The organism is Neisseria sp. P0021.S005 (assembly GCF_051956955.1).
This window is the reverse complement of record NZ_JBQCWY010000995.1, coordinates 1-434: the sequence shown is the minus strand read 5'-3', so window position 1 is coordinate 434 and position 434 is coordinate 1. Positions and strand designations below refer to the sequence as shown.

Below are 434 nucleotides of genomic sequence, written 5' to 3'. Positions count from 1 at the left end.
TTTTATGGTTGAACCAACATTATTTGCAAGATGACGTTTTCTTCTATCTGATTATCGGTGCCGCCAGCGCAGTGGCCGGTTGGTCTGCGGTCGGCAAAAACGGCTATGTCGCAATGCTTGCCGGTTTGACCATGTGCATGCTCATCGGCGACAGCAGCCACCACTGGCTCGACAGCGGCCTGATGCGCGCCATGAACGTTTTGATTGGTGCAGCCATCGCCATTGCCGCCGCCAAACTCCTGCACCTGCGCTCCACCCTGCTGTGGCGCTTCATGCTTGCCGACAACCTAAACGCCTGCGCCAAACTGATTGCCGAAATCAGCAACGGCACGCGCATGACGCGCGAGCGCTTGGAGCAAAACATGATTAAAATGCGCAAAATCAACGCCAGCATGCTCAAAAGCCGCAGCCATCTGGCCGCAACATCCGGCGAA

General features: G+C 56.0%; 1 pseudogene. It reads left to right on the top strand.

Annotation, left to right across the window (positions count from 1 at the left end):
* Window positions 1-434, top strand: a pseudogene (locus ACTHUE_RS20555) (FUSC family protein); the annotation flags it as partial.